The sequence below is a fragment of the Blastococcus sp. SYSU DS0973 genome (genome assembly GCF_054051055.1).
This window is the reverse complement of record NZ_JBJHAN010000001.1, coordinates 173458-197920: the sequence shown is the minus strand read 5'-3', so window position 1 is coordinate 197920 and position 24463 is coordinate 173458. Positions and strand designations below refer to the sequence as shown.

The window sequence follows — 24463 nt, the reverse complement described above, 5'->3', positions numbered from 1 at the left end:
GGAGGGAAACGGGCCGTCCACGGTGGCCCCCTGCAGGGTTCCGCCGCGAGCTCGCGAGCGGCGGGGCAGGGGGTCCTTCGTCAGGTCGCCGGGCTGGGGTCCGACCGCTCGTCGGGGGGCGCGGCCTGCACGTCGCGCACCTGGTACTTCTCCACGGCCTCGCGGACCTTCGCGCGATCCACCTGACCCTCGTCGGCCAGCGACGCCAGCGCCCGCACCACGATCGACTCGGCGTCGACGTGGAAGTGCCGGCGCAGCGCGGGCCGGGTGTCGGAGAGGCCGAACCCGTCGGTGCCCAGCGTCGACATCCCACCGGGCACGTACGGCGCGATCAGGTCCGGCACGGCGCGCATCCAGTCCGAGACCGCCACCACGGGGCCGGTGGTCTGCTGCAGCCGCGCGGTGACGTACGGGGTCCGCGGCTCCTCCTCCGGGTGCAGCAGGTTCCACTCGTCGCACTCGTCGGCCTGGCGGCGCAGCTCCGTCCAGGAGGTCACCGACCACACGTCGGCGGTGACGCCCCAGTCCTGGGCCAGCAGCTCCTGCGCCCGGAGCGCCCACGGCACCGCCACGCCGGAGGCGAGCAGCTGCGTGCGGGGACCGTCGCCGCCCGCACCCTCGGCGTAGCGGTACATCCCGGCCAGGAGCCCCTGCACGTCGAGCCCGTCGGGCTCGGCCGGCTGGTTGAACGGCTCGTTGTAGACGGTCAGGTAGTACATGACGTCGGGGGAGCGGGAGCCGCCCAGCGGGGCGCCCGGGTCCTCGCCGTACATGCGCACCAGCGCGTCGCGGGTGATGTGGGCGACCTCGTAGGAGAACGCCGGGTCGTAGGACACCACCGCGGGGTTGGTGTGCGCCATGAGCAGCGAGTGGCCGTCCTCGTGCTGCAGCCCCTCGCCGTTGAGCGTGGTGCGCCCGGCGGTGGCGCCCAGCAGGAAGCCCCGGCTCATCTGGTCGGCGGCGGCCCAGATGGAGTCGGCGGTCCGCTGGAACCCGAACATCGAGTAGAAGATGTAGATGGGGATCATCGGCTCGCCGTGGGTCGAGTACGACGTCGCGACGGCCGTGAAGGACGCCGTCGAGCCGGCCTCGTTGATGCCCTCGTGCAGGATCTGGCCCTGCTCGGACTCCTTGTAGGTGAGCATCAGCTCGCGGTCGACCGAGGTGTACCGCTGGCCCGCCGGGTTGTAGATCTTCTGCGTCGGGAAGAGGCTGTCCATCCCGAACGTGCGGGCCTCGTCCGGGATGATCGGCACGAAGCGCGGGCCGAGCTCGGGGTCCTTGAGCAGCTCCTTGAGCAGGCGGACGAACGCCATCGTCGTCGCCACCTCCTGCTTGCCCGAACCGCGCCGCAGGACGTCGAGCGCCTTGTCCTCGGGCGCCTTGAGCGTCTTGAACTCCGACCGCCGGCGCGGCACGGCGCCGCCCAGCGCCCGGCGCCGCTCGAGCATGTACTGCATCTCGTCGGAGTCCGGGTCGGGCTTGTAGTAGGGCGGCAGGGTCTTGTCCAGCGCCGAGTCGGGGATGTCCAGGTAGAGCCGGTCGCGGAAGGCGGCGAGGTCCTCGGCGGTCAGCTTCTTCATCTGGTGCGTCGAGTTGCGGCCCTCGAAGTGGCTGCCCAGCGTCCAGCCCTTGATGGTCTTGGCGAGGATGACCGTGGGCTGGCCCTTGTGCTCCATCGCGGCCTTGTAGGCGGCGTAGACCTTGCGGTAGTCGTGGCCACCGCGGGCGAGGTCCCAGACCTCCTTGTCGCTCATCCCCTCGACGAGCTTGCGGGTCCGCGGGTCGCGGCCGAAGAAGTGCTCGCGGACGAAGGCGCCGTCCTCGGCCTTGTACGTCTGGTAGTCGCCGTCGGGCGTGGAGTTCATCAGGTTGACCAGGGCGCCGTCGCGGTCGGCGGCCAGCAGCCTGTCCCAGCCGCGGCCCCAGATCACCTTGATGACGTTCCAGCCGGCGCCGCGGAAGAACGACTCCAGCTCCTGGATCACCTTGCCGTTGCCGCGGACCGGGCCGTCCAGCCGCTGCAGGTTGCAGTTGATGACGAAGGTGAGGTTGTCCAGCTCCTCGCGGGCGGCCAGGCCGATGACACCGAGCGACTCGGGCTCGTCCATCTCGCCGTCGCCGAGGAAGGCCCACACGTGCTGGTCGGAGGTGTCCTTGATCCCGCGGGCGTGCAGGTAGCGGTTGAACCGCGCCTGGTAGATGGCGTTCATCGGGCCCAGGCCCATGGAGACGCTGGGGAACTCCCAGAAGTCGGGCATCAGCCGGGGGTGCGGGTAGGACGACAACCCGCCGCCGGGGTGGCTGACCTCCTGGCGGAAGCCGTCGAGCTGCTGCTCGGTGAGCCGGCCCTCGAGGAACGCGCGGGCGTAGATGCCGGGGGAGGCGTGACCCTGGAACCAGATCTGGTCGCCGCCGCCGGGGTGGTCCTTGCCGCGGAAGAAGTGGTTGAAACCGACCTCGTACAGCGACGCCGACGACGCGTAGGAGGAGATGTGCCCGCCGACGCCGATCCCGGGTCGCTGCGCCCGGTGCACCATGATCGCGGCATTCCACCGGATGTAGGCGCGGATCCGGCGCTCGGCGTCCTCGTCACCGGGGAACCAGGGCTCGCGCTCCGGCGGGATCGTGTTGATGTAGTCGGTGCTGCGCAGGGCCGGGACGCCGACCTGCTGCTCGCGGCTGCGCTCGAGCATGCGGAGCATCAGGTACCTGGCCCGGTTGCGGCCGGCGTGGTCGACGACGGCGTCGAGGGACTCCAGCCACTCCTGGGTCTCCTCGGGGTCGGTGTCGACCAGCTGACTGGGGAGCCCGTCGGTGATGACCGCGCGGGCCTGTCCTACCCGGGCGGGGTCGCCGTCCGGCTGCTGCGGTGCGCTCATGGGTCCATCGTCTCCTGCCGACCTCGCCGCCGTCACCTCCCGGTGCCATCTACCGGGGAAGTCGTGTCGCACGGGCCGGTGGGCACCGCGGGCGTCGCGCCGGTGAACGCAGGCTTGCGTCGTGCCCGTCATGCCCTACGCTTCCGCCAGCGGCGCCTCGTACGGACGGCGCCGCTCCGGGGGGCGACCCTCGGAAGGTGACCGCGTCGGTGACAGGGTGAGGGGTGGCATGACCAGGGTGCGGGTGATTCTCCCGCTGGTCGTGTCGGTTCCGGTCCCGTGCCCGTCCTTCGCGCGCCCGGCACCTGCCGCCCTCCCGGTCCTCCTGTGACACCTTCGCGCGCGGTCACCGGCCCGACAGGGCACCATCCACCCCACAGCAGGTCAGCAGACCGACCCATGGAGGAGCAGCAGGGATGAGCGTCGACAGCGCCGGCATGGCGGCTCGGCTGGGCATCAAGCCGGGCATGGTCGTGCAGGAGCTCGGCTGGAGCGAGGACGCCGACGAGGACCTGCGCGACTCCATCATCGAGGCCTCGGGCAGCGAGATGGTGGACGAGGACACCGACGAGGTGGCCGACGTGGTCATCCTCTGGTGGCGCGAGGACGACGGTGATCTGTTCGACGCCCTGACCGACGCGCTCACCTCGCTGGCCGACGAGGGCGTCGTCTGGCTGCTGGTGCCGAAGTCGGGCCGGCCCGGGCACGTGGAGCCGGGCGACGTCACCGAGGTGGCGCCGACGGCCGGCCTGTCGCAGACCAGCAGCATCTCCGCGGCCAAGGACTGGTCGGGCATCCGCCTGGTCACCCCGAAGGCCGCGCGCAGCCGCCGCTGAGCGGAGGGCGTCTCTGCCCCACCGCTCGGCGGTACGACCGTGCAGAGGGGTCGTTCCAGCACTCGAAGGGCCTCGCGTCCCCAGCGCCCGCATGCTGAGGACGAGCCTCTGGACGGGGCCGACGGCGGTCACTGAACGTCTGTGCGGCACGATCGGGGGCATGAGCCTCTCCGTCGGTGACCGCGCCCCCGAGTTCACCCTTCCCGACCAGGACAAGCAGGTCGTCTCCCTCGCCGACCTGCGCGGCACCCCCGTGCTGCTGGTCTTCTACCCCTTCGCCTTCTCCGGCATCTGCACCGATGAGCTCTGCCAGCTGCGCGACGAGCTGACCTCCTACACCGACGCCGGGGTGAAGGTGCTGGCCATCAGCACCGACCCCGTCTTCAGCCTCAAGGCGTTCAAGGCGCAGGAGAACCTCGAGTTCCCGCTGCTCTCGGACTTCTGGCCGCACGGCACGGTCGCCCAGGCCTACGGCGTGTTCAACGAGAAGGCCGGCATGGCCGTGCGCGGCACCTTCCTGGTCGACGCCGAGGGTGTCATCGCCTTCACCGAGGTGAACGCGCCCGGCGACGCCCGCCAGCAGTCCGGCTGGAAGGACGCCGTCGCGAAGCTGGCCTCCTGAGGCCGGGCGTCCGGGGCCATACCCTGGACGCGCCGGGCGCGTAGCTCAGCGGTAGAGCTCTCGCCTTACAAGCGAGCGGTCGCAGGTTCGAACCCTGTCGCGCCCACTGTCGTGCCACATCCCGCGGCATCCGCCGTCGGCTCGTGGTGGTGTCGCGAGCTCCGGACACCACCACGAGCCGACGACCGGCGGCGTGCGGCCCGCTTGGCGGGACGAGGCGTCAGGCGGCGACGGCGTCCTCGGCCGCGGCGGTGCGGGGGGCGGCCGGCTTCGGGAAGGCCGGGCGCAGGAACGCCGGCGCCCGGAACGGCTTCCACTCGCCCTCGGGCTGGGCCAGCCGGTCGGCGATCGCCCAGATGGCGGCCGGGTGGTGGCCGATGCCCAGGTGGCTCGCGGTGACGGCGATGTTCTCGCAGCGCTCGCCGGGGAGGTTCAAGCAGGTCTGCCAGTGCACGATGCCGTCGTAGTGGGAGTAGATCGAGGTCGCGGGCACCGGCAGCGGGCAGCCCTCGGACTCGAGCGGGAACTGACGCTGCTCCACGTGCAGGTGGGCGTAGCGGTCGAACGCCTTGCTGGCTCGGCTCTGCGTGTGCCGCTCGATGCGGAACGGGCTGCCGAGGGTGATCACCTGGCGCACCTGGTCGGGGGACTGCCGGGCGAGGTCCCGGGCGAAGATGCCGCCCAGGCTCCACCCGATGACCGTCACCTTGCGGCGGTAGCGGCCGTGCAGGTAGTCGAGCCTGTCGCGCAGGCCGTTGACGCAGATGGCGGTGGGGCCGATGTTGCGGCCCAGCCCCCAGCCGTGCACGCGGTAGCCCAGGCGCCGCAGCGTCGCCCGCAGCACCCGGGTGGAGGTGTCGTCGGCGAGGAAGCCGGGGAGGACCAGCACGGGGTGCCCGTCGCCCTTGGGCAACCGCTGCGTGAGCGGGCGGGCCGCCAGGTAGAGGCCGTAGTCCGCGATCGCCCTGGTGGGCTCGCTCAGGTAGAGCGGGAGTGCGGGACCGTCACCCTGCTGTCGTGCCACGTCGTCCTCCAGGCTGCCGTCCATTCGTGCAGGGGCTCTACCAAGATGCGGCCTGGCTCACACCTGGCGGTCGCATACGCGCGGGCACATGTTGCCGAACTGTGTCCTGCGTCATAGCACGCGTTCGCGTTCCGCGCATCCGCACGACCGGGCCGCACTGCGCCCGCTGGCAACTCGTGCCACGGTACGGACGACCGCACGGGGAAGAAGGGCACTGATGAGCGAGGACGACATGCCGGGCCGCAGCCGCACCGTGGACCTGGACGGCCCGGTGCACTACCTGGACTTCGGCGGCGCGTCCGACGGGCCGGCGGTCGTGCTGGTGCACGGTCTCGGTGGATCGCACCTGAACTGGGACCTGGTCGCCCCGGCCCTGCGGGAGCACGCGCGGGTGTTCGCCCTCGACCTCCCCGGCTTCGGCCGCAGCGAGCCCGGCGGCCGCAAGGCCAGCGTCCCGGCCAACGTCACGGTGCTGCACCGTTTCCTCACCGAGGTGGTCGGCGAGCCCGCCGTCCTGGTGGGGAACTCCATGGGCGGCATGATCTCGGTCCTGGCGACGGGGGAGCACCCCGAGGCGGTGCGCGGTCTGGTGCTGCTCGACCCCGCCGTGCCCGGCCCGCGCCGCGCGCTGGATCCGCTGGTGGCGATGACGTTCGCGCTGTACGCGATCCCGTTCGTGGGGGAGCGCTTCCTGTGGTGGCGGCGCCAGCGGACGTCGGCCCTGGTCCGCGTGCACGACATGCTGGAACTGGTGGGCGTGGACCCCGAGCGGGTGCCCTCCGACGTCATCGACCGGTCGGTCACCCTCATCGAGGAGCGCCGCGACGTCCAGGGCATGGACCGGGCGTTCCTCGCCGCCGCCCGCTCGGTGCTGCGGGTGCTCGCCGACCCCCGCCGCTACCGGGCCGCGATGGCGTCCATCGACGTTCCCGTGCTGCTGGTGCACGGCGACCGCGACCGGCTGGTGCCGGTGCAGGCCGCCCGGGACATCGCCCGGCAGCACCCCGCCTGGCGCTACGCGGAGTGGTCCGACGTCGGGCACGTGCCGCAGCTGCAGGAGCCGGAGCGGACCGTCGCCGAGATGCTCGACTGGATGCGGGACACGGCGCTGACCAGCTCGCCGGCCTGACCACGCGGGGGACACCGCCGCCGCGGTCGGGTCAGGGGTGCGCGTCGAGCGTGTCGCGCAGCGCCTCCAGGCCGGTGTAGCGGGGGCGCCACCCCAGCTCCTCCCGGGCCCGGGTGGTGTCCATGATCACCGGTCGGCCGGCCGCCTCGATCCACTCGGCCGCCGGCGGGAGGAACGGCAGCCGGGACACCGCCCGCGCCGTCACCTGCGCGGGCGCGGCGGGCAGCGGAACCGGGATCGCGCCGAACTCGCGGGCGACGTCGGCCGCGGTCAGCACGCCCTCGCCGGCGATGTTGTAGGCGCCGGGCGGCCCGGCGCCCAGGACGCAGAGCAGCAGTGCCTGGCCGACGTCGTCCTCGTGGACGAACTGCAGCGGATGCTTCGGCACCAGCAGCGGCACCGGAACCGGCAACCGCCGCGGCCGGCCGAACAGCAGGCGGCCCAGCGGTGCGAGCGGGCCGGGCAGCACGTCCTTGGCACCGACGGCATGCGGGCCGAGCACCACCGACGGGCGCAGCAGGTACAGCGCCAGGTCGGGTGCGGCCGACGCCTCCTCCTGCAGCAGGTGCTCGAGCTCGGCCTTCTCCTGCGCGTAGAACAGCCGCGACGCCGGGCGCACCGGCCAGTCCTCGGAGATCCGCTCGGGGTTGTCGCGGTGGAAGCCGTACGCCGCCACGGAGGAGGAGTGGACGAACCGGCGGGCGCCGACGGCGGCCGCCGCGCGGAAGACGTTCAGCGTGCCGTCGACGTTGACGGCGCGCGTCGTGCCCCGGGAGGCGTTCCCGGTGATCAGGAAGGCCAGGTGGACGACGACGTCGGCGCCGCGGAACGCCTGCCGGAGCGCCTCGGGGTCGCGGATGTCGCCCTGCCGGTACTCCATCTTCGTCCAGCCGCGCTCGGCCGGGTCGAACGCCCGGCGGGCGATGCCGATGACCCGCTCGACGCGGTCGTCGTCCTGCAGCAGCGGGAGCAGGCCGGCGCCGAAGGTGCCGGTGGGGCCGGTGACCGCGACGGTCAGCCCGCGCTCCCCGCCCGCCGCCTCCCTGGCCGGGCCGCGTCTCTTCGTCGGGCTCATCGGGCGCTGGCCCGGGCGCGGGACTTCGCGCCGGTCGGCTGGGGGACGTCGGGGGTGGCCTGGTCGGCCCGGGCGTGCTCGAGCAGCTCCTCGATGCCGCGCCGGATCCCGCCCGAGAGGACGTCGACGTCGGGAAAGGCGTCGAAGTCGGCGTTGATGCCGAAGGTCATCGTGTCGAGGTAGCTGAAGATGCCGATGGAGCACCGGATGCCACCGGCGATCGGCACGTAGGCGTGCGCCGAGGTCATCCGCTTGCCCAGCACGTAGAGCGGCACCCGCGGACCTGGGACGTTGGTGGTGACCGCCTGGCACCACATCTGCCCGGCCTGCATGCCTGCCCGGACGCCCATGGAGAGCAGGCCCGGGGCCACGAAGTCGCCCATCGCGATGATCGACGGGACGTCGACGGCCTGCATGGCCCGCTTGTGCTCGTCCATCTGGCGGCGGACGGTCCGCAGCCGGGAGACCGGGTCGGGGTCGCCGACGGGCAGGTCGACGAAGACGCACGACACCTGGTTGTCCAGCGCGCCGCGCTTGCTCTGCGCGCGCACCGAGACCGGCACCATCGACCGGACCACCAGGTCCTCCGAGGACAGCTCCCCGCGGCCCTGCAGCAGGTCGCGGAAGCCCTTGGTGATGGCGGTGAGAACGACGTCGTTCACGGTTCCGCCCAGCGCCGTGCGGACGGCCTTGAACTCCTGGAACCTCCCGGCGGTCCAGGCCCACCGGCGGTGCGGGCCGATGTGGCCGTTGAGCGAGCGGGCCGTCGGGGTCACCGCCTGCCGGGCCAGGGACGGCACCGTCTTCGCCAGCGTGCGCCCGACTCCGGTGAGGCCGCGGGCACCCCGGACCGCGCTGCCCACGCTCGGCAGGCTGGTGAGGGTGCGCAACGGCTGGGTCATCGCCTCGGTGACGGCGCCGGCGACGAGGGCCATCGACGAGGGGTCGTGGCGCGGGGTCCAGTCGCGCGGATCGCCGTGGGCGGCGTCGGGATCGAGGTCGAACATCAGCTGCATGAGGTCGGTGCCGGCGACGCCGTCGACCATGCAGTGGTGGACCTTCGAGATGATCGCCCAGCGGCCCTCCGCCAGGCCCTCGACCAGCCACAGCTCCCACAGCGGCTTGGCCATGTCCAGGCGCTGGCCCAGCACCCGGCCGGCCAGGTTGCGCAGCTGCTCGTCGCCGCCCGGCGAGGGCACCGCGGTGTGCCGCACGTGGTAGAGGATCTGGAAGTGCGGGTCGTCGACCCACATCGGCCGGCCCAGCTGCAGCGGCACCTCACGGACCCGCTGGCGGTAGCGCGGCACGAGCGGGAGCTTGCTCAGCAGCAGCCGCACCACGTCGCCGTAGCCGGGCGCCGGGCCGTCGAAGACGGCCACCGACCCCACGTGCATCGGGGTGTTCTCGCTCTCCGCGAAGTAGAACCCGCTGTCGAGGGCGCTCAAGCGGTCCACGTCTTCACTCCTCGCCGCCCGGTCCCGCTGTTCGGACCAGGGCCGTCGCACGTCCCGGATGGCCGCCGAAGTTATGTGTGTCTTCTGGGTAGACGCAACCTGACTGTGTGGCGACGGCCACAGCCTGGGTGCCCGGATTCGGCGCGGTCAACCGGCTTCGCGGACGCCGTCCTCGACGCGGTCGAGCAGGTCGAGCAACGCCTGGTCGACCACCGCCCTGCGGGTGAGGTTCACGCTGTGCCCGGCGCCGGGGACGACGACCAGCTCGGCTCCCGGCCCGATCGTCTCGGCGATCCGCCGGCCGTGCGCGGCCGGGGTGAGCCGGTCGTGGGTGGCGGCCACCACGGTCACCGGTATCCGCCGCAGCACCGGCAGGGCGGCGGTCTCGTCGTGGTCGAGGAAGGTCGCGTAGAAGGCCATGGTCACCGGCAGCGGCGTCGCCTCCAGCAGCTCCTGGACCATCCGGACCGAGCGTCGGTCGGCGTCGTCCCGGCCGAAGAGCAACCGCCGGATCGACCGTCGGCCCACGAACCGTCCCCGCCACGGCAGCTGCTCCAACCGGGGGGCGAGCCGCTGGAGCAGCCACAGGTACAGCGGCAGCAGGCCGAGCCGACGTCCCACCTTCACGAGGAACCCGACCGGACCGGTGCCGACCAGCCCCCCGGCGGAGGTGGCGAGCAGGAACGCGCCGACGACCCGGCCGCCGAACAGCTCCGGCCGCTGGCGGGCCAGCGCGAGGATGCTCATCCCGCCCATCGAGTGCCCGGCCAGCACCACCGGCCCGGTCGGGGCGACGGCGTCGAGCACCTGGCCGAGGTCACGGCCGGTGCGGTCGATCGTGGCCTTGGTGAGCGGCGTCCAGCCGGACCGGCCGTGCCCGCGCTGGTCCCAGAGCACCAGCCGGGTGCGGTCGCGCAGCGCCTCCCGCTGCAGCTGCCACTCCGCCAGCCGGGCGGTGAAGCCGTGGCAGAGGACGACGGTGAGCGGTGCGTCCATCGCCCCGCCCCCGGCCGGCCCGTCCACCTCCACGTGCAGGTCGACGCCGTCGTCGGTGGTCACCGTCCGGGAGCCCGGCGGCGGGGGGCCGTCGAGCGGGGGCAGGATCAGCAGCGGCGGGTCGCTGGGCACGGCGCCATCCCAGGCCCCGTGGGCCGGGCACGCAACCGGGGCGGAGCGCCGGGGCCACGGTTCGTGCACGAACCGTGGTCCCGGGCCCCGCGGCACGACGACGTGTGCACGAAACGGTGCCCCGGTCCCCGGTTCGGCGCCCGCCGCCGCGGTCAGTGCCAGGTGCGCCGGCCCGGCGCGGCGTCCCGCACCAGCCGGCGGGCCACGTCCACCTCGCGCGCGACCGGGGCCAGCACGCCCTCGGCGTGCAGCTCGGCGTCGTCCGGTGCCCGGGGTGCCCGGACGTCGTCCTCGAGCGAGCGGATGGCCCGGCGCAGCACCGCCACCTGGGCGAGGTCCGGGGCCGGCTCGCCGCCGCGGGTGGCGATGACCGCCTCGGTGACCGCGTCGGAGGTGCGCTCCAGCTGCACGATGACCGGCCACCAGGCGGCTGCCCGCGTGCTGATCGGTGGCGGCTCGGCGAGCCGCCGCTGCAGCTGGGTCTGCAGCTCGGTGAGCGCGCGGTAGTTGCGCCGGCGGGCACGCCGGCGCTCGGCCGGGCTGCCGGTGAAGGCGGCGTCGACGAAGGCGTCCAGGGCGAGGGCGGCGGCCCGCAGGGCCTCGTCCAGGGGGGCCCGCCAGGTCTGCGGCCACAGCAGGTAGCCGAAGACCAGCACGATGGCGCAGCCGATCAGCGTGTCCAGCAGCCGCGCGCCGACCAGCCCCGGGCCGCCGGGGAGGGCGAGGTCCAGCAACAGGATGATCAGCGGCGTCTGGAAGACGGAGAACAGCCCGAAGTTCGCGTTGCGGGCCCACGGCAGGACGGCCGCGGAGCAGGCGAGCGCGACGAGCACCCAGCCGTTGCGGGGCAGGACCGCCAGGAGCGCCGAGCCGAGCAGGACGCCCAGCAGCGTGCCGGCCCCGCGCTGCACGGCGCGGGTGAACACCGACCCGAAGTCGGGCTTGAGGATGATGGCGACGGTGAGCAGCACCCAGTAGGGACGCTCGATCGGCACGTACTGGCGGGCGATCTCGGCGACGGTCATGCACAGCGACAGGCGGACGGCGAAGGCGCGGGTGTCTGCGCTGGCCACGGTTCGGTCGGCCAGGTCCCGCGCCCGGGCCCGGAGGCTGGACTCCGGCCGGGGCGCCGCAGCGCTGGCCCGCTCCTCGGGATCGCCGACGACGTTCCACACCAGCCGGACGCCGTGCCGCACCGCCCGCACGGCGGGGTGCCCCTCCTCGAGCGGGGCGGGCCGCTGGTCGGTCAGTTCACCGCTCCCGGTGATCGCCGCCGCCAGTGCGTGCACCGCGGTCACGTCCTGCGGGTCGGCCGGCACGCCCGCCCGCGCGGCGGCGACCGCCCCCTCCACCAGCGGTGCCGCGGCGTTCAGGACGCCGGCCAGCTCGGACAGCTGGCGGGTGCGGCCGGCGGAGCGGCTGCGGCTGCGGATGACGCGGTCGTAGGCGGTGTTGAGCGCGGTGGTGAGGCTCCGGCGGGCGTCGGGCGCGGTGTCGCTGCCGATCGCCGCGAGCAGCTCGCCGATCCGCGTGAAGACCGTGGCGACGGCGGCCCGGTCGGGGTCGAGCTGCTCGGTGCGGGCCTGGACGAGGGTGATCAGCGTCGCCCAGGCCGCGCCGCAGAAGAAGAAGCCCACCTCGGCGACCGCCGGCAGCGGGGTGACCAGACCGGAGGCCAGCGCCGTGTAGATCAGCAGCTGGAGCGAGCCCAGGGAGAGCGCGGCGTTGACCGCGCTGATGAGCGCGGCGACCGCCGACAGCAGGGCGATGACCACCACCGGCTCCCACCCGCCGCCGGTGGCGTACTGGCCGGTCAGCAGGCCCAGGGTGCCGAACAGCGTCGCCGCGCCGATCCGCCGGAGCCGGTCCCGCAGCGGCCCCGGTTGCGGCGCCAGGCTCGCGGCGAGCGCCCCCATGGTGCCGAAGACGCCGGCGCCCAGGGCCGCGGCCGAGTCCAGCCCGCCGCCGACCGTGAGGGACGCGGCCAGCGGAGCGGGGACGGCGACGGCGAACCTGGCGACGTCGCGCCACGGGACGGGCGGGGGCGTGGTGCGGACCAGCTCCTCCAGCCATGCCGGTGGCCGCAGCGCCCGTTCCCGACGCCGCCCGTCCGCCACTCCGGAAGCTTGTCACTGCGCAGCACCGGGCGTGCACCCCCGCCTACGCTGACCAGCCGTGACCGTGCTGCTCGGCGAGGTCCTCGCCGCCCTCGACGCCCGCTACGACCCCGCCCTCGCCGAGGGCTGGGACGCGGTCGGCCTGGTGTGCGGCGATCCCGCGGACGAGGTCCGGTCGGTGCTGTTCGCCGTCGACCCCACCGCCGCCGTCGTCGACGAGGTGGTCGCCACCGGCGCCCAGTTGCTGGTCACCCACCACCCGCTGTTCCTCACCGCGGTGCACGGCGTGCCGGCCGACGACGCCAAGGGCCGGCTGGTGCACCGGCTGATCCGGGCCGGCGCGGGGTTGTTCGTCGCGCACACCAACGCCGACCGGGCGCCCTGTGGGGTCAACGCCGCGCTGGCCGCCGTCCTGGGGCTCGCCGACCCCGTTCCGCTGGAGCCGGCCGGCGACGATCCGCGCGCCGGCCTCGGCCGCGTGGGCGCGCTGCCCGGACCGATGACCCTGCGGGAGTTCGCCGGGCACGCGGCGGCGGTGCTGCCGGCCACGGCCGGGGGCGTCCGGGCGGCGGGCGACCCCGACCGGATCGTCCGCCGGGCGGCGGTGTGCGGCGGCAGCGGGGGGTCGCTGCTCCCGGCCGCCGCGGCCGCCGGGGCGGACGTGCTCCTCACCAGCGACCTGAAGCACCACCCGGTGTCCGACGCCCTGGAGGTGCCGGGTCCGGCGCTGGTCGACGTGGCGCACTACGCCTCGGAGTGGCCCTGGCTGCCGGTGGCCGCCGACGTGCTGCGCGGCGATCTCGGCGACCGGGTGGAGGTCGGGGTGTCCACCCGGCGGACCGATCCGTGGAGCTGCCGGGCCGACGCGGCCGGCTGAGCCCGCCGGCTCAACCGTGACCGGCGGCGCGCAGCGCCCGGACGCAGGAACGCTCGAGGGCGCGCTGACGGCGGATGCGGGTGAGCAGGCCCGGCACCGGCTCCAGCTCCCGGGTCGCGGCCGGTTGCGTCACGGTGAGCCGGTCGTCGGCGTACCGGCCGGCGGTCGTGTGCACGGTCCACCGCTCGACGTCGGGCACGGACAGCTCCTGACCGACGAGCACCGCCGGTCCCCTCACGCCCGCCGGACCGCCCCGCACCCCCAGCGGAGCGGTGCCCCAGTCGGCCACCCGCACGGTGCGCACGTGCAGCGTTCCGTCGTCGACCCCCAGCACCACATCGCCCGGGCCCTCGCGCCGCCCGCCCGCGACGACGTCGACGGGTTCCAGCACCAGCACCAGCCGGGGCAGGTACCACCAGTGCTCGCGGCGCAGCATCGGTGAGTCGGCGAGCGCGCGGGCCGGCGGATGCTTGCGCAGCTCCTGGTCGAGCAGCTCGTCGGTGAACAGGTCGCCCGCGCCGTCCTCGACGAGCGTGAGCGGCCCGGTGGCCACCAGGGGCGCCCAGCGGGACCCGGTCAGCCGCGGATCGGAGAGGACCAGCGCCGCCGCGCCGCCCGAGGCCGCGGCGCGGGCGGTCCCCACGTGCGCCCACGGGAGGGCGACCGCCGGCCGGCCGCCGAGGACCAGGGGGACGACGCCGACGGCGCCGGGCGCCTCGCCGGGCGTGCGCCATAACAGTTCGGCCACACCGGCGGAGTGGATCGCTGCGGGCAGACTTGTGGCGTCCATCACCTGGTTGTCTACTCCCTCCGACGGCGGCGACGGTGCCGCCCGTGGACCTTGGGGGTCGCCGTGCCCGCGTTCGTCGTGGCCGCAGTCGTCGGGGTGCTGTTCTTCCTCGGCTACCGGTACTACTCCAGCTACCTGGCCCGGAAGGTGTACGCCCTCGACCCGGCCTTCGTCACGCCGGCGCACCAGTTCAACGACGGCAACGACTTCGTGCCGACGAACAAGCACGTCCTCTTCGGCCACCACTTCACCTCGGTGGCCGGGGCCGCGCCGATCGTCGGCCCGGCGATCGCGGTCTTCTGGGGCTGGGGACCGGCGCTGACCTGGATCGTCCTCGGCACGATCTTCGCCGCCGGGGTGCACGACCTGGGCGCGCTGGCGGTGTCGGTCCGGCACAAGGCGAAGAGCATCGGCACGCTGGCCGGCGAGGTCATCAACGGCCGGGCCCGCAAGCTCTTCCTGGCCATCATCTTCTTCCTGCTGACCCTGGTGAACGCGGTGTTCGCGGTGGTCATCGGCAACCTGTTCGTCGCCAACCCGGGCGCGGTCATCCCGATCGTGGGCGAGATCCCGCTGGCCATCGCCATCGGTGTCTACATCTACCGCACCCGCTCGTCGGCCCTGCTGCCCTCGATCGTGGGCGTGGTGGTGCTCTACGCGCTGATCCTGGTCGGCAACGCCTTTCCGATCTCGCTCGACGGGCTGGCCGAGGCGCTCGGCGTCGAGCAGACCCGCAACGTCTGGGTCGTCCTGCTCTTCGCCTACACCTGGATCGCCTCGCGCATCCCGGTGTGGGTCCTGCTGCAGCCGCGCGACTACATCAACAGCCACCAGCTGTTCATCGCGCTCGGGGTCATCGCCCTGGGCGTCATCGTCGGCATGAACACCATCCAGGCGCCGGTGGTCAACGACGTCCCCGAGGGGTCACCGAGCTTCTTCCCGTTCCTGTTCATCACCATCGCCTGCGGGGCGATCTCCGGCTTCCACTCGCTGGTCTCCTCCGGGACCACCTCCAAGCAGCTGGACAAGGAGTCCGACGCCCGCTACGTCGGGTACATGGGCGCCGTCGGGGAGGGCTCCCTGGCCACCGGCGCTGTCCTCGCCGCCACGGCGGGGGTCGCGGCGTCCCAGGCCGACTGGCAGGCGCTCTACCCCGACTTCGCCACGGCGTCGAGCGGCGCCACCGGCAACTTCGTCCGGGGGGTGGCCGAGTTCGCCAACAACATCGCCATCCCGCTGGACCTCGCGACCATCTTCGCCGCGGTCGTCGTCATCAGCTTCGCCGCCACCACGATGGACACCGGCGTGCGGCTGCAGCGCTACGTCGTCCAGGAGATCGGCGAGCTGGTCAAGGTCCGAGCGCTCTCCCGGAACCTCACGGTGGCGACCACCATCGCCGTCGTGATCCCGCTGGCCATGGCGCTCCTGCCCGGCGGCGGGGAGGCGGGGTACACGTTCGGCGTCCTGTGGCAGCTGTTCGGGACCACCAACCAGCTCACCGCAGGGCTCGCGCTGTCGGTCATCGCGGTGTGGATCACCCGGCGGGGTCGGAACCCGATCGCCGCCCTCGTGCCGCTGGTGTTCCTGCTGGCCATGACCACGTGGGCGCTGCTGGTCAACCTGCGCAACTTCGTCCGGGACGACCAGTGGGTCCTGGCGCCGCTGGACGCGGTCATCTTCGTCCTGGCGGTCTGGCTGATCGTCGAGGCCGCCCTGGCCCTCCGCGCGGCGCACCGGGAGCGGCCGTCGGTCGTGGACGCCGACGGCACCGGTGCCGGGCGGGAGTCCGTCGTGGCCCGGGCGAACCCGGACGAGCCGACGTCGGACCGCCCGATCGGAGGCCCCGACCGGGACGGCGACCGGTGAGCCGGCGGGTCGTCCTCGTCCGCGGCCCGCGCGCGGCCGCCGGGTCCGGCGGCTGCTGCAGCGGGGACGTCCGGCCCTTCGACGAGGGCGGCTCGCACGCCCACGCGCCGTCGGAGGACACCGTGGCGGCGGTGTACCGGGCGCTCCGCGCGGCGGTGCCGGCCGACGTCGCGGTCGAGGTGGTCTCGCCGTCGAACTGGCTCTGGCTGCTGCCGGCCCTGGTCACCGACGGCCGGCGCCGGGGGCTGCGCGGTGCGGCCTTGCGGCGGTCGGTCCGCGCCGGGATGGCCGTGGAGTCCCTGATCGCCGACGGGGCGGTGCTCGCCTCGGGCCGGCTGCCCGCCCCGGCGGCGGCGGTGGCCGCGGTGGAGGTGGAGCTGGGCCTGCGGGGAGCCGCCGGCTCACCGGCGGGGCGGGCGGGGCAGCCGCAGGTAGGTTGAGCGGCGTGAAGGCCGACCATTTCGAGCAGCAGAAGCTCCTGGAGCTGGCGGCGGAGGACGTCGCGCTCACCCAGCTCGCGCACCGCAGGCGGACGCTTCCGGAGGCCGTCGCCGTGGAGTCCGCCGCCCAGGCGGAACGGGCGCTGGCCGATGACGCCGTCCGGGCCGAGACCGCGGCGCGGGACCTGCAGCGCGAGGTGAAGCGGCTCGAGGCGGACGTGGAGACCGTCCGGGCCCGCGCGGCCAAGGACCAGAAGCTGCTCGACTCGGGCAGCGTCGCGGCCAAGCAGATGACCGATCTGCAACACGAGCTGCAGTCACTGGCGCGCCGTCAGTCGGACCTGGAGGACCAGGAGCTCGAGCTGATGGAGAGCCTGGAGACCGCCGAGGCCGCCCTCCGGGAGGCGCGGGCGGGTGTGGAGGAGGCGCGCGCCGCGCTCGAGCGGGCCGAGCAGCTGCGCGAGGACGCGCTGGCCGACATCGCCGACAGCACGGCGCGGCACGAGGCCGCACGGGCCGCCGTCGCCGGGGGCATCTCGGCGCCGCTGCTGGGGCTCTACGACCGGATCCGCGCGCAGACCGGCACCACCGGTGCGGCGATGCTCAAGGCCCGGCAGTGCCAGGGGTGCCGGATCGAGCTGAACGGCCGGGACCTCGCCGCGGTGCGCAACGCCGACCCGCACGAGGTCGTCCGGTGCGAGAACTGCGGCCGGATCCTGGTGCGCACCGCCGAGTCCGGACTGTGAGGACGACGGGCGAGGGAGCATCGCCACTGGCTGGAGGCACCTCCCGCCTGCGGGGGACGGCGACCGAGGAGTGGATCGAGTCCGGAGTCGGGCGGGGAGCACGGTGAGCCGTCGGTTCATCGTCGAGGCGGACGGCGGGTCGCGGGGCAACCCCGGGCCGGCCGGCTACGGCGCGCTGGTGCGGGATGCGCAGACCGGGCGGGTGCTGGCCGAGCGCGCCGCGTCGGTCGGGCGGGCCACCAACAACGTCGCCGAGTACGGCGGGCTGGTCGCCGGGCTGCAGGCGGCGCTCGACCTCGACGCCTCCGCCCAGGTCGAGGTGCGGATGGACTCCAAGCTCGTCGTCGAGCAGATGTCGGGCCGCTGGAAGATCAAGCACCCCGACATGCAGCAGCTCGCGCTGCAGGCCCAGCAGATCGCCCGGAAGCTGGGGAGTGTCCGGTACACGTGGGTGCCGCGGGCGCAGAACGGTGCGGCCGACGCGCTTGCCAACAGCGCGATGGACGGCCGGCCGGTGCACCGCGACGCCGCCGCCGAGCCCTCGGCCGCCGAGGACGACGTCCAGCCGGTGCGCGAGCCTGCTCCCGTCGTCACCACCGTCACGCACCTGCTGCGCCACGGGCAGACCGAGCACACGCCCGAGCGCCGGTTCAGCGGGCGCAACGAGCTGCCGCTATCCCGCACCGGCCGGGCCGAGGCCGAGGCGGCGGGGGAGCGTGCCGCGCACCTGGGCATCGAGGTCGTCGTCGCCTCGCCGCTGGCCCGCGCGCGGGAGACCGCCGAGATCGTGGCCGCCCGGCTCGGGCTGACCGTCGAGTTCGACGACGACCTCCGGGAGCTGGACTTCGGCGACCTGGAGGGGCTGACCTTCGACGAGGCCCGCGCCCGGCACCCGCTGGCCGTGCGCCGCTTCATGTCCGACGTGACGGTGGCCGCGCCGGGGGGTGAGTCGATCGCCGACGTGAGCCTCCGGCTGGCCGGTGCCCGCCGGCGCATCCTCACCCGGCATGCGGGAAGGACCGTGCTGGTGGTCAGCCACGTCACGCCGATCAAGCTGCTGCTCGCGGCCGGGCTCGGGGTCGGCGACGACGTCGTCCATCGGGTGTTCCTCGAGGCGGCGTCGCTGTGCACGGTCGCCTGGACGTCCGAGGGCGGGGCCTCGGTGCGGCTGGTGAACGACACCGCGCACCTGCGCTGAGCGGTCCGGCCGTCCTCGGCCGACGGTCGGCGCCGTCACGTGACCGCGGACCGGCACCCTCGTCGGCGGGTCAGACCCGGGCGAACAGGTAGATCGAGACGGCCACGCCCAAGGTCACGATGAGCACCCGCAGGGGAGCCACCGGGATGCGGCTGGCGATCCGGGCGCCGAGGAAGCCGCCGACGAGGCTGGCCGGCGCGGCGACGGCGACGACGGCCCAGGCGACCGGCCCGAAGACGCCGAACACCACCAGCGTCACCGTGGCGGTGACCGCCGCGAGCGCGGACTTCAGCGCGTTGGCCAGCTTCAGCCGGTGCAGCCCGATGCCCAGCACGCCGACGAGGATCACGCCGAGCGCGCCGCCGAAGTAGCCGCCGTAAGCGGTGGCGAGGAACAGCGCCGGGTACAGCCAGGCGGGGTCGCGGCCGGGCTCGCCGGCGGCCTGACCGGCCAGGCGCCGGGTCACCAGGGGCTGGACGGCGAGCAGCAGGCTGGCCATCAGGACCAGCACGGGGACCACGACGTCGAAGGCCTCCGAGGGCGTGGTGAGCAGCAGGACGCTGCCCACCAGCCCGCCGGCGACGGCGACCGCCGAGAAGCGGACCAGCCGGCGGCGCTGCCCGGCGTACTCGCGCCGGAAGCCGGCGACGCCGCCGAGGTAGCCGGGCCACTGGGCCAGGGAGTTCGTGACGTTGGCCGCCACCGTGCCGAGCCCCAGGGCCACCAGGGTGGGGAAGAGGATCAGGGAACCGCCGCCGGCGATGGAGTTGACGACACCGGCGACGAAGGCGACACCGGCGGCGATGAGCAGGTCGACGGCGGACACGACGGGGAACCCTACGGTGGGCCCGTGCGGAAGCCGCCGAGCGCGACGTGGCTGGGAGCGCTGCTGGGTGGATCCGGGGTGCTCCACCTGGTGCGGCCGCGCACCTACCAGTGGCTGGTGCCCCCGGAGCTCGGCGACGCCCGCGCATGGGTGCTCGCCTCCGGCGTCGCCGAGATCGGCACCGCGGCGCTGCTGGCCGCGCCGGCCACCCGGCGCGCGGGCGGCTGGGCCGCCGTCGGCCTGCTGCTGGCCTTCGTGCCGGCGCATCTGCACACGTTCCGGATCGTTCCGCGGGCGGCAGTTCCGCTCGCGGTCGCGGCGGTGCGGCTGCCCCTGCAGGTGCCCATGGTGCGGGCTGCGCTGCGGGTCGCCCGCGGCCGGGCATGACCGAGGGCGGCTGCCGTGCCGAGAGGGTGACCACCGCGCCGGGGCTGGGCACACTGCGGGCATGCCGAGCGCCCCGATGCCCGACGACTGGCAGCGCGCCCTGGTCGTCGCCGCCCACCCCGACGACATCGAGTACGGCCTCGCCGCCGCCGTCGCCGTGTGGACGGCGGCCGGCAAGGAGGTGCACTACCTGCTGGCCACCCGCGGCGAGGCGGGGATCGCCGGGATGCCTCCGGCCGAGGCGGGCCTGCTGCGGGAGGCCGAGGAGCGGGCGTCGGCCGCGGTCGTCGGCGTCACCGAGGTCGAGTTCCTCGACCAGCGTGACGGCGTGCTGGTGGCCGGCCCGGAGCTGCGCCGGGAGCTCGCCGGGGGCATCCGGCGACACCGCCCGGAGCTGGTGGTGACTCTGCACGGCGGGGACGCCTGGACACCGCCCGGCGTCAGCCCTGTCGCCTTGAACTCCCCGGACCACCGGGCGCTCACCCGGTCGGTGCTCGATGCGGTCGCCGATGCGGCCAACGAGTGGATTTTCCCGGACCTCGCCGAGGAGCCGTGGGCCGGCGTGCAGTACGTCGCGGTGCAGCACATGGGCGGCGAGCCACCGCACGCGATGGACGTCAGCGGGGGAGCGGAGGCCGCCGTCGCCTCGCTCACCGAGCACCGCCGGTACCTCGAGGCGCTGTCGGACGAGCCGGTCGAGGAGCAGGCCCGGCAGCAGATCGACATGGCGACCCTCACCGAGGACGGCGGCCGCCGGGTGGGCTTCACGCTCTACTGGGGATGACCACCGCCGGCACCGGCGGCGAGTCGGCCGGGGAGCGACGATTCCCATGCTCCCCGAGGACCCCGACGCGCGGCCGGCTGCGGTCGCAATGCCCACTGGATCGCCACGGATCCTCGCCATTCCTCCCGTCCGCGACCGGTCGCGCCCCGTGGCCGTGCTCCTCGCCCCGGTCGCGGCACTAGACTGGCCGGCACGACGGACGAGTCGGCTGGGCGGTCGCGTCGGCGGGGGAGACCCCGTCGCCGAGGAACGTCCGGGCTCCACAGGGCAGGGTGGTCGTTAACGGCGACCCGGGGTGACCCGCGGGACAGTGCCACAGAGAACAGACCGCCAGCGGCTCGCCGCTGGTAAGGGTGAAACGGCGGTGTAAGAGACCACCGCACACCGGGTGACCGGTGTGGCTCGGTAAACCCCACCCGGAGCTAGGTCAAGAAGGTTCGGCGGTCCGCCGCCGTTCCGCGCAGGCGTTCGAGGGCGGCCCGTCCGAGCCTGCGGGTAGACCGCTGGAGCCTGCCGGCAACGGCAGGCCTAGATGGATGACCGCCCATCGGGAGGCCGCGAGGCCCCCGTGGACAGAACCCGGCGTACAGGCCGACTCGTCCGTCGCCCACGCCCGACGTGAGCTTCCGGACTCCGGCGGTATGTGGCTGATCATCCGGCTCGAGCGGACGATGCTCCGCCTCCTGTCGTTCCTGCGCCGGCGCCCGTAGCCGACGGCCCATCGTCATTCCCGGTGGGGTCGGGACTGGCGCCTCATGCCACCGGGACAGCTCCCGCCGCACCGTGACTCCTGCCCGGGGGAGGGACCTGTCGGGCGAAGGAGGTGGACCCATGACCGCAGAACCCGTTCCTTCCACGGCCGATGCCACGCGCGCCACCACGCACGCCGCAGAAGAGCCGCCGGCTGCGCGTTCCGCTCCGTTCGGCCGGCGCACGGCGATCGTGTGCCTGACCGTCGGCGCGACGCTGAACCTCGTCGAGGCGATCACCGGGCGACTGGTCGGCGGAAACGAGTCGGTCGCCGCTTGGTTCGACGCCTGGGCGGCCCACCCGACGCTGGCCACCGTGGGCCTCACTGCCGGGACGCTCGCCGTTCCCTTTCTGCTGCTGGGCTTCGTGGCCATGGCCCAGTTGATCCGACCGCGCATGCCGCGGCTCGGCACGACGGTCGCCTTCCTCTGCTACATCGGCGGGTTGGGGTTCTACGGCATGCACGGCCTCATGGTCATGCAGTACGTGGCCCTCGATCATCCCGACCGCGCGGCCATGGTGTCGCTGGTGGAGCAGGTACAGAGCAGCCCCATGTCGATCCTGGTGCTACTGCCCTTCTTGATCGGCATCCCGCTCGGCGTGCTGTTGGCTGGCGTCGGGTTCTTCCGCACCCGAGCCGTGCCGCGCTGGGTGGCCGCGGCCCTGATCCTGTTCATCGTCGTCGATTTCTCGCCCATCTCCACCGGCCCGGTCGACCCGCACTGGCTCTTCCTCGCAGCCTCCCTGGGTGTGGCGTTCACCGTGGCCAGGATGAGCGACCGGGAGTGGTGGACCGGCCGGACCACCGAGAGGGCGACCCGCTGACCAGCGGCCATGTCCTCCATTAGCGTCGGGCCGGGAGTCGATGGGCCGATGCTGCGGAACCGAGTAGACGGCAGCCGGGCCGCCACGACGGTGGCCCGGCTCGCCGCCGTGGTCGCCGTCGGCTACGCGGTCGTGGGCTTGGCGGCGCACCTCGCAACCGCACCAGCGGTCCGCGACCCGTTCCTGTCCAGCCCGGAGCCGACCATCGGGCCCGTCATGGCGGTCGTCGGGGCCGTCCTGCTCGGCCGTGTGCCGGGGCACCGGGTGCTGCTGCTCATGACCGGCATGGGGTGCTCGGCCAGCGTCTTCGCCGGTTCCTACTTCCTCATGCAGTACGGCTTCGCGTCCGACGCCGACCCAGCCGCCATCTTCCACGTCGCCGCGTGGCTCACGCTCTGGGCCTGGGTCCCGACGTTCGTCCCTCTGGCCACCCTGCTCCCGCTGATCTTCCCCGACGGCCGACTGCCCTCCCCGCGGTGGCGGCCCGCGGTCGTCGCCGCCGTCATCCTCACCGCCGTGATGGTGTTCCTCGGCGCCTTCACCACGATCGGCGACGAGCCCGGCCGCCCGCCCAATCCCGTCGCCATCGACGCACTCACCCCGTACGTACCCGCCGCCGAGGCGGTCGTCAGCGCAGCCCTCCCTGTGCTGGCACTTGTCGCGATCAGCAGCCTCGTCGTCCGGTTCCGCCGATCCGGCCCGCTGGTCCGCCGCCAGGTCGCCTGGGTCGGATACGCGCTGGCGTGGACGGTCGCCGCGTCGATCCTGTTCTCCACGCCGGTCTTCGCGCTCAGCACGCTGTCGGTGCCCGTCGCCGTGGCCATCGCCGTCGTCCGCTACCGACTCTTCGACATCGACCTCGTCGTCAACCGCACCCTCGTCGGGACGGCGCTGCTCGCCTGTTCCGCACTGGTGTACGTCGCCGTCGTCGGCTGGCTCAGCGGGCTGGCCGGCGCCCCCGACTCGGTCATCGGCTTCATCGGCGCCGTGGCCGTCGCCGCGCTCTTCCACCCGCTCTACGTGCGCATCCAGCGCGCCGTCGACCGGCTGCTGCACGGCCAGCGCGGCGACCCCTACCGTGTGCTCGGCCGAGTCACCGAGGCGCTCCGCGGCGCCGGCTCACCACGCCAGGCGCTCAATTCCGCCGTCGCCACCATAGCGGCCGACCTCAAGCTGCCGGCCGTCGTCGTGCAGGTCGACCGGCCCGACGCCCCGCCCGTCGTCGAGTCGGTCGGCGATCCGGCCCGCGCCCTCCACACGGTTCCGCTGCGCTGGCACGACGACGTCGTCGGCAGCCTGTCGGTCGCGCACCGCTCCGGCACGGACGCCTTCGACCCGGTCGACCGGGCACTCGTCGACGACCTCGCCGCCCAGATCGCCGCCGTCGGGTTCGCGCTGCGGCTCGTCACCAACCTCGAGCGCTCCCGCGACCGGCTGGTCACCGCCCGCGAGGAGGAGCGGCGGCGGATCCGCCGCGACCTGCACGACGGCCTCGGTCCGCAGCTGGCGTCGGCGGTCATGGCCCTGGACGTCGCCTCGCGTGCGCTCGGCCAGGAACAGGGCCGGGTCGCGCCCCTGGTCACGACGGCGCGTGACCAGCTACAGGAGGCCGTCGCCGACGTGCGGCGCATCGTGCACGGGCTGCGACCTCCCGCGCTCGACGACTTGGGCCTGCTCGGCGCTCTGCAGGCCGCCGGGCCGGCGCTGCCGCCCGAGACCGACGGCCCACCGCACATCCGGATCGAGGGCGGCGGACCACTCGACGGTCTGCCCGCCGCCGTCGAGGTGGCCGCATTCCGGATCACGCAGGAGGCCATGACCAACGCGATCCGGCATGCCGACGCCCAGCACATCACCGTGCGGCTGACCGGGAGACCGGACGCCGTCTCCGTCGACGTCGTCGACGACGGCCGGGGCTGCCCGGACGACGCGGCGCCCGGCCTGGGCCTGCAGTCGATGCGCGACCGCGCCACGGAGCTCGGCGGGAGCTGCCAGGTCGCGCCGGCACCCGGTGGCGGCACCCGGGTGTCGGCCGTCCTGCCGTTGGGAGGGAAGCTGTGATCCGTGTCGTTGTCGCCGACGACCACCCCGCCTTCCGGGCGGGGCTGCGCGTTCTCCTGCAGGACAGCGGGGTGGACGTCGTCGCCGAAGCGGCCGACGGTCCCGCGGTTGTCGACGCCGTGGTCGAGACCCGTCCCGACGTGGCCCTGCTCGACCTGCAGATGCCGGGACTCACCGGAGTCGAGGTCACGAAGCGCCTGCAGGAGCTGGTGCCGGCCACCCGGGTGCTCGTGCTCACGATGATCGAGGCCGACGAGACGGTGCTGGCCGCGATCCGCGCCGGCGCTTGGGGTTACCTGCTCAAGGGGGCGGGCCAGGAGGAGATCGAGCGGGCCGTCCGCGCCGTCGCCGGGGGACAGATGGTCTACGGCGCCGGCATCGCTCCGCGTGTGATGGCCTTCTTCACCGCCCGGTCCGGTGCGGTGCTGCCGCCACTGCCGGAACTGTCCGACCGGGAGCGGCAGGTGCTCACACTGGCCGCTGAAGGTCGCACGAACGCCGACATCGCCCGGCGGCTGTTCCTGTCGGAGAAGACCGTGCGCAACCACATGTCGAGCATCTTCACCAAACTCGGCGTGACCGACCGTGCCTCTGCCGTGGCCCGCGCCCGCGACGCCGGCCTGGGTAGATAGCTACCGGCGGAGCC

Annotated in this window: 21 protein-coding genes, 1 tRNA gene and 1 other RNA gene; 15 read left to right on the top strand and 8 right to left on the bottom strand. The window is 73.9% G+C overall.

The genetic code is table 11. The features are described 5' to 3' along the window. Positions 1 to 80: 80 nt before the first annotated feature. The gene (aceE, locus tag ACI791_RS00975; protein ID WP_456584326.1) at positions 81 to 2882 is read right to left on the bottom strand and encodes a pyruvate dehydrogenase (acetyl-transferring), homodimeric type; all 2802 of its coding nucleotides are present in this window, start codon (positions 2880 to 2882) and stop codon (positions 81 to 83) included. A gap of 416 nt (positions 2883 to 3298) precedes the next feature. Here aceE and ACI791_RS00970 point away from each other — a divergent pair, with 416 nt between their 5' ends. From ACI791_RS00970 to ACI791_RS00960, 3 genes are all read left to right on the top strand, one after another. Next, entirely contained in the window at positions 3299 to 3718 is a 420-nt protein-coding gene (locus ACI791_RS00970) for a DUF3052 domain-containing protein (protein WP_113810483.1), read from the top strand. A gap of 160 nt (positions 3719 to 3878) precedes the next feature. Continuing rightward, positions 3879 to 4340, top strand: coding sequence for a peroxiredoxin (locus ACI791_RS00965; RefSeq protein WP_456584325.1), 462 nt, complete (start codon positions 3879 to 3881; stop codon positions 4338 to 4340). 34 nt (positions 4341 to 4374) lie between these two features. Next, positions 4375 to 4446 (top strand) — tRNA-Val (locus tag ACI791_RS00960). A gap of 114 nt (positions 4447 to 4560) precedes the next feature. Here the strand turns inward: ACI791_RS00960 and ACI791_RS00955 are convergent. Continuing rightward, positions 4561 to 5364: an esterase/lipase family protein gene (locus tag ACI791_RS00955; protein WP_456584324.1), complete on the bottom strand. Its 804-nt coding sequence runs from the start codon at positions 5362 to 5364 to the stop codon at positions 4561 to 4563. A 217-nt stretch (positions 5365 to 5581) separates the two neighbouring features. On the opposite strand from ACI791_RS00955, the gene ACI791_RS00950 reads away from it, so the two are divergent. Further along, the gene (locus ACI791_RS00950) at positions 5582 to 6493 is read left to right on the top strand and encodes an alpha/beta fold hydrolase (protein ID WP_456584323.1); all 912 of its coding nucleotides are present in this window, start codon (positions 5582 to 5584) and stop codon (positions 6491 to 6493) included. A gap of 31 nt (positions 6494 to 6524) precedes the next feature. On the opposite strand, the gene ACI791_RS00945 is transcribed toward ACI791_RS00950, so the two are convergent. The 4 genes from ACI791_RS00945 to ACI791_RS00930 form a co-directional block, all read right to left on the bottom strand. Continuing rightward, positions 6525 to 7568 carry an NAD-dependent epimerase/dehydratase family protein gene (locus tag ACI791_RS00945; RefSeq protein ID WP_456584322.1) on the bottom strand — a complete coding sequence of 348 codons (1044 nt, stop codon included), beginning with the start codon at positions 7566 to 7568 and terminating at the stop codon, positions 6525 to 6527. Further along, positions 7565 to 9022 (bottom strand): WS/DGAT/MGAT family O-acyltransferase, encoded by a 1458-nt coding sequence (locus tag ACI791_RS00940; RefSeq protein ID WP_456584321.1) that lies wholly within the window; start codon positions 9020 to 9022, stop codon positions 7565 to 7567. Before ACI791_RS00940 ends, ACI791_RS00945 begins: the two co-directional genes overlap by 4 nt. A 147-nt stretch (positions 9023 to 9169) precedes the next feature. Next, a complete protein-coding gene (locus tag ACI791_RS00935) occupies positions 9170 to 10150 on the bottom strand; it encodes an alpha/beta fold hydrolase (protein WP_456584320.1) in 981 nt (326 codons plus the stop codon). 152 nt (positions 10151 to 10302) lie between these two features. Then, complete coding sequence (locus ACI791_RS00930) at positions 10303 to 12267, bottom strand: FUSC family protein (RefSeq protein WP_456584319.1); 1965 nt, start codon at positions 12265 to 12267, stop codon at positions 10303 to 10305. 58 nt (positions 12268 to 12325) lie between these two features. On the opposite strand from ACI791_RS00930, the gene ACI791_RS00925 reads away from it, so the two are divergent. After that, positions 12326 to 13144 carry a Nif3-like dinuclear metal center hexameric protein gene (locus ACI791_RS00925; protein WP_456584318.1) on the top strand — a complete coding sequence of 273 codons (819 nt, stop codon included), beginning with the start codon at positions 12326 to 12328 and terminating at the stop codon, positions 13142 to 13144. 10 nt (positions 13145 to 13154) lie between these two features. On the opposite strand, the gene ACI791_RS00920 is transcribed toward ACI791_RS00925, so the two are convergent. Beyond that, on the bottom strand, positions 13155 to 13934 hold the full coding sequence (locus ACI791_RS00920) for a hypothetical protein (protein ID WP_456584317.1): 780 nt from the start codon (positions 13932 to 13934) through the stop codon (positions 13155 to 13157). 63 nt (positions 13935 to 13997) lie between these two features. On the opposite strand from ACI791_RS00920, the gene ACI791_RS00915 reads away from it, so the two are divergent. The 4 genes from ACI791_RS00915 (at position 13998) to ACI791_RS00900 (ending at position 18184) form a co-directional block, all read left to right on the top strand. Next, positions 13998 to 15800: a carbon starvation CstA family protein gene (locus ACI791_RS00915; protein WP_456584316.1), complete on the top strand. Its 1803-nt coding sequence runs from the start codon at positions 13998 to 14000 to the stop codon at positions 15798 to 15800. Next, a complete protein-coding gene (locus tag ACI791_RS00910; protein ID WP_456584315.1) occupies positions 15797 to 16240 on the top strand; it encodes a hypothetical protein in 444 nt (147 codons plus the stop codon). The genes ACI791_RS00915 and ACI791_RS00910 overlap by 4 nt, the downstream gene beginning before the upstream one ends. Before the next feature lie 5 nt (positions 16241 to 16245). Further along, positions 16246 to 16986: a zinc ribbon domain-containing protein gene (locus ACI791_RS00905; RefSeq protein WP_347060116.1), complete on the top strand. Its 741-nt coding sequence runs from the start codon at positions 16246 to 16248 to the stop codon at positions 16984 to 16986. 103 nt (positions 16987 to 17089) lie between these two features. Next, positions 17090 to 18184: a bifunctional RNase H/acid phosphatase gene (locus tag ACI791_RS00900; RefSeq protein ID WP_456584314.1), complete on the top strand. Its 1095-nt coding sequence runs from the start codon at positions 17090 to 17092 to the stop codon at positions 18182 to 18184. A 70-nt stretch (positions 18185 to 18254) separates the two neighbouring features. On the opposite strand, the gene ACI791_RS00895 is transcribed toward ACI791_RS00900, so the two are convergent. After that, positions 18255 to 19010 carry a sulfite exporter TauE/SafE family protein gene (locus ACI791_RS00895; RefSeq protein WP_456584313.1) on the bottom strand — a complete coding sequence of 252 codons (756 nt, stop codon included), beginning with the start codon at positions 19008 to 19010 and terminating at the stop codon, positions 18255 to 18257. Positions 19011 to 19034: 24 nt separating this feature from the next. On the opposite strand from ACI791_RS00895, the gene ACI791_RS00890 reads away from it, so the two are divergent. From ACI791_RS00890 to ACI791_RS00865, 6 genes are all read left to right on the top strand, one after another. Then, the gene (locus ACI791_RS00890; RefSeq protein ID WP_456584312.1) at positions 19035 to 19397 is read left to right on the top strand and encodes a DoxX family protein; all 363 of its coding nucleotides are present in this window, start codon (positions 19035 to 19037) and stop codon (positions 19395 to 19397) included. Positions 19398 to 19458: 61 nt separating this feature from the next. After that, positions 19459 to 20181 carry a PIG-L deacetylase family protein gene (locus tag ACI791_RS00885; protein WP_456584311.1) on the top strand — a complete coding sequence of 241 codons (723 nt, stop codon included), beginning with the start codon at positions 19459 to 19461 and terminating at the stop codon, positions 20179 to 20181. 200 nt (positions 20182 to 20381) lie between these two features. Next, an RNA gene (gene rnpB, locus ACI791_RS00880) (RNase P RNA component class A) lies at positions 20382 to 20784 on the top strand. 228 nt (positions 20785 to 21012) lie between these two features. Beyond that, entirely contained in the window at positions 21013 to 21756 is a 744-nt protein-coding gene (locus ACI791_RS00875) for a hypothetical protein (protein WP_456584310.1), read from the top strand. A 48-nt stretch (positions 21757 to 21804) separates the two neighbouring features. Continuing rightward, complete coding sequence (locus ACI791_RS00870) at positions 21805 to 23817, top strand: histidine kinase (RefSeq protein ID WP_456584309.1); 2013 nt, start codon at positions 21805 to 21807, stop codon at positions 23815 to 23817. Further along, entirely contained in the window at positions 23814 to 24449 is a 636-nt protein-coding gene (locus ACI791_RS00865) for a response regulator (RefSeq protein ID WP_456584308.1), read from the top strand. The genes ACI791_RS00870 and ACI791_RS00865 overlap by 4 nt, the downstream gene beginning before the upstream one ends. Positions 24450 to 24463 lie beyond the last annotated feature (14 nt).